This window comes from Brevundimonas diminuta ATCC 11568, from assembly GCF_000204035.1.
Taxonomy (GTDB): Bacteria; Pseudomonadota; Alphaproteobacteria; order Caulobacterales; family Caulobacteraceae; genus Brevundimonas; species Brevundimonas diminuta.
Window position 1 is genome coordinate 651,086 of the sequence record NZ_GL883084.1, and the last position, 3,004, is coordinate 654,089.

The 3,004-nt window shown below is 71.6% G+C and carries 5 protein-coding genes and 1 pseudogene; 1 reads left to right on the plus strand and 5 read right to left on the minus strand.

What is annotated here, in order from left to right:
• From BDIM_RS17810 to BDIM_RS03420, 5 genes are all read right to left on the minus strand, one after another.
• On the minus strand, window positions 1-404 hold a 404-nt coding region (locus tag BDIM_RS17810; RefSeq protein WP_040344666.1), incomplete at its 3' end, for a DUF6597 domain-containing transcriptional factor.
• 6 nt (window positions 405-410) lie between these two features.
• On the minus strand, window positions 411-854 hold the full coding sequence (locus BDIM_RS03405) for a DUF1178 family protein (RefSeq protein ID WP_003164176.1): 444 nt from the start codon (window positions 852-854) through the stop codon (window positions 411-413).
• Entirely contained in the window at window positions 851-1,690 is an 840-nt protein-coding gene (locus BDIM_RS03410; RefSeq protein ID WP_003164177.1) for a carbon-nitrogen hydrolase family protein, read from the minus strand. Before BDIM_RS03410 ends, BDIM_RS03405 begins: the two co-directional genes overlap by 4 nt.
• Window positions 1,691-1,948 (minus strand): glutaredoxin 3, encoded by a 258-nt coding sequence (grxC, locus tag BDIM_RS03415; protein WP_003164178.1) that lies wholly within the window; start codon window positions 1,946-1,948, stop codon window positions 1,691-1,693.
• Window positions 1,949-1,983: 35 nt separating this feature from the next.
• A complete protein-coding gene (locus BDIM_RS03420; protein WP_003164179.1) occupies window positions 1,984-2,790 on the minus strand; it encodes a ComFC family protein in 807 nt (268 codons plus the stop codon).
• On the opposite strand from BDIM_RS03420, the pseudogene BDIM_RS18365 reads away from it, so the two are divergent.
• Window positions 2,789-3,004: pseudogene (locus BDIM_RS18365) on the plus strand (SAM-dependent methyltransferase); the annotation flags it as partial. The gene BDIM_RS03420 and the pseudogene BDIM_RS18365 overlap by 2 nt on opposite strands.

Genomic DNA, 3,004 nt, shown 5'->3' on the forward strand with positions numbered 1-3,004 from the left:
GCCTGCCCCGCCGGATCGCCGGGCGGCGCCGTGAAGCCGTCCAGCCGCGCCACAAGGTCCAACCGCCGGTCGGTCGCCTCGATCAGCGGGCGGCCGAGGAACGCCCGCGCCCCGTCTGGCTCGAACTTGGCGGCGACGATCTCGACCGGGCCGACCGGGCGGATGGCCATGGGCCGGGTCATCTGACCGGCGAAGATCACCGACGGCTGCGGGCGGAAGACGCCGTCGGCGTCCTGTTCCTCATAGGGGGCGGCCAGATCGACCACCAGCTCGGGACAGCCGTCCGGAGCGATGCGCTGGACCCCGCCGCTGGGGCGAGGCGCGGCGTAGGTCCACAGCAGGCGCACAAAGGGGCGCAAAGGTTCGGGCGGGGCGAATTCCTCGTACCGCTCCCCCTGCCCCATCTGCGGTCAGTTCGCCTTCTTGGGATCGGGCGGCAGGCTGGGCAGGGGAGCGCAAGGCACGCCGTCGTCCTTCAGCTTCCTGACCTCGGCGGGGGTGGCCTCGCCGTAGATCTCGCGCTTCTCGCTGCGGCCTTCGTGGATGTCGCGGGCCTCGCGGGCGAAGGCGTCGCCGACGTAGTCGAAATTCTGCTCGACGTGGTCGCGCACCTCGCGGGCGGCCTGCATCATCATCGACTGCATATGCTGCAGAGCTTCAGGTTTCAGGGCGTCGGGCGAGGTCTTCTTCGTGCCGGAGACGGCCGGGGCCATCACCTGCTTCCTCACCGCCGTCGAGCCGCAGAAGGGGCATTCCACCAGACCGCGCGCCGCCTGATCGTCATAGTCGGACGAAGAGCCGAACCAGGCCTCGAAGCCGTGGTCGCGGTCGCAGGAGAGGGCGTAGCGGATCATAGGGGCAGGTCGAAGTCGCGGTCGTGGCGCAGGGCGGGGACGCTGGCGCGCGCCTTCTCCACGGCGGAAAGGTCCAGACGGGCGTGCAGGACGCCCGGTTCGTCATGGTCGAGGCGGGCGATCACCTCGCCCCACGGGCCGACGACCAGGGAGCGGCCCCAGGTCTGGCGGCCGTCCTCATGCGTCCCGCCCTGGGCCGGGGCCAGGACGAAGGCGCCCGTCTCGATGGCGCGGGCGCGCAACAGGGTCTCCCAGTGCGCCTCGCCGGTCGGGCGGGTGAAGGCGGCGGGAACGGCGATCAGCGTCGCGCCCGCTTGGGCCAGGGCGCGGTGCAGATGCGGGAAGCGCAGGTCGTAGCAGATGGTCAGGCCCAGACCGCCCCAGGGGCTGTCGGCGAGCACCGCCGCCTCGCCGGGCCGCACCGAGGCGCTTTCGCGATAGGTCTCGCCGTTCGGCAGGTCGACGTCGAAGACGTGCAGCTTGTCATAGCGGGCCGTGATCGCCCCGCTGGGGTCGATCAACAGGGAGCGGTTGGCGGCGCGCGGGTCATCCGCCACGCCCGAGCGGACGATGGCCGAGCCGACCAACAGCCACACGCCCAGTTCGGCGGCCAAGGCCTTCAGCCCTAGGACAGCCGGGTCGGCGCCTTCGTCCGACAGGGCGGCGTCGCGCAAGACGCGGCGTTGCTCGAGAAAGTTGGTCCCCTCGGGCGTCAGGATCAACTGCGCCCCCTCGGCCGCCGCCTGACGGATCAGGGGCTCGACATGCGCCAGCCCCGCGGCCGCCGTCGCCGGCGTCCGCGTCTGGATCAGCGCGATGTCGAGCGTGTCGGTCACCTAGGCCGCCAGCAGGGCGTCCAGCTCGCCCTTGCGATCCAGGGCGTGGATGTCGTCCGAGCCGCCGACGTGCTTTCCGTCGATGAAGATCTGCGGGAAGGTGGCGGCGCCGCCCGAGCGTTCGACCATCTCGGCCTTCTTGGCCGGGTCGTTGGAGGCGACGATCTCCGTATAGGCCGCGCCCTTGCGGTCCAGCAGGGCCATGGCGCGGATGCAGTAGGGGCAGCCAGGTTTGGTGTAGAGGACGACTTCGGCCAAGGGGAACTCCTGAAGGCGGATGGGAAGGTTCCCCCTCACTTAAGCGGTTCGCGCGCGTTTTTCACCCTCGCGATGACGGCCAGGTCGACAGCGCGCGCTCCGGCCTCGATCAGCGCCCGCGCGCAGGCCTCGGCCGTAGCCCCCGTGGTCAGCACGTCGTCGATCAGCAGCAGACGACGTCCCTTGATGCGTCGGCGCCCGACCTCGGTCACGGCGAAGGCCGCCTTGACGTTCAGCCGCCGTCCGCGCGCGGACTTGCCGCCCTGGCTGGCGGTCGGCAGAGGACGGATCAGGGCGTCGGGCAGGTAGTCGAGCCGCGCCGCGCGGGCCAACGGCCGGGCGATCTCGGCGGCCTGATTGAACCGGCGCGACAGCAGGCGGGCGCGGTGCAGGGGCACGGGGACCACGGCGTCGGCCGTCTCGATCAGGGGGGCGGCCGACCGGCTGATCCAGCGCGCGAACAGGGGGGCGAACTGCTGCTGGTCGCCGTGCTTGAACTTGAGGATGATCCCGCGCGACGCCTCGTCGTAAACGCAGGCCGCCCGCGCCCGGCCGAAGGCGTAAGGGCTGGCGACGCAGGCCGCGCACCGCTCCGCCGCGAAGTCGCCGCCGTCATATTCGAACGCCGCGCCGCAACCGTCGCAGACCGGCGCCTCCAGAAAGGCCACCCGGCTCCAGGCGTCCGGCGACAGGCCCGCGGACGCCGCCGCCTCGCGGCTGTCATGAGCGACGGGCGGCAGCAGAATATCCAGCAGGCCCCGGCCCGTATCGCGCGCGCCGGATGCTAAAGGCGCAACGACGCCTTTCAATCGACCTCGCCAGCCCCCATCCTGAACCGACATGAGCGCCCCCTCTCCCTCCTCCGGTCCCCCGATCATCTTCGACGCCGCGCGCCGCGCCGCGCGCCTGAGCCGCGCCGCCCGACATTTCCCCGACGCCGACTTCCTGCACCTGCGCGCCGCCGACAATGCGGTGAACAGCCTCGAAGTGATCCTGCGCGAGTTTCAGACGCCCGTCGACCTGTCGCCTCACCCCGGCGTCTTCGCCCGCGCCCTG